This window comes from Pseudomonas sp. 2995-3, assembly GCF_002742565.1.
GTDB lineage: Bacteria > Pseudomonadota > Gammaproteobacteria > Pseudomonadales > Pseudomonadaceae > Aquipseudomonas > Aquipseudomonas edaphica.
The window spans coordinates 1-476 of sequence record NZ_LJSB01000348.1 but is presented as its reverse complement, the minus strand read 5'-3'; the positions used below and the strand labels follow the sequence as shown (position 1 = coordinate 476).

The 476-nt window shown below is 41.4% G+C and carries 1 protein-coding gene; it reads left to right on the top strand.

All coding sequences use genetic code 11. The annotated features are described in order from the left end of the window. Positions 1–476 (top strand): SAM-dependent methyltransferase (locus AOA62_RS29680; protein WP_218244221.1); only part of this gene is annotated, 476 nt, incomplete at both ends.

Sequence of the window (476 nt, the reverse complement as noted above, 5' to 3'; positions counted from 1 at the left end):
GTACGTACCCTGTTAGAAACTGTTGAGACTGAACCAGTTGTATACGCTGTTCCGGGCCACCCTCTTGTGGCAGAGTCCACTGTTCAGAAACTGGTGGAGGCAGAAAGAAATGGAGAAGTAGAATTAAGACTCCTTGGTGGGCAGAGCTTTCTTGATCCAATGTTTTCATCATTAAAAATTGACCCAATAGATGGTTTCCAACTACTGGACGGTACGAGCTTAAAACGAGCAGAAATACAAATTCGCCACCACCTTATTATCGCCCAGGTGTATGATAGCTTTATTGCATCAGAAGTGAAGTTAACACTGATGGAAAAGTATCCAGATGACTATGAAGTTGCGATTGTAACAGCCGCAGGGAGTAAGAATGAATCTATTACATATATTCCTTTATTTGAATTGGATCGAGCAGCTGAATTAAGTAACCTGACTGCTGTATATGTACCACCAGTGAATGAGGAAGTTCTACTTTATAG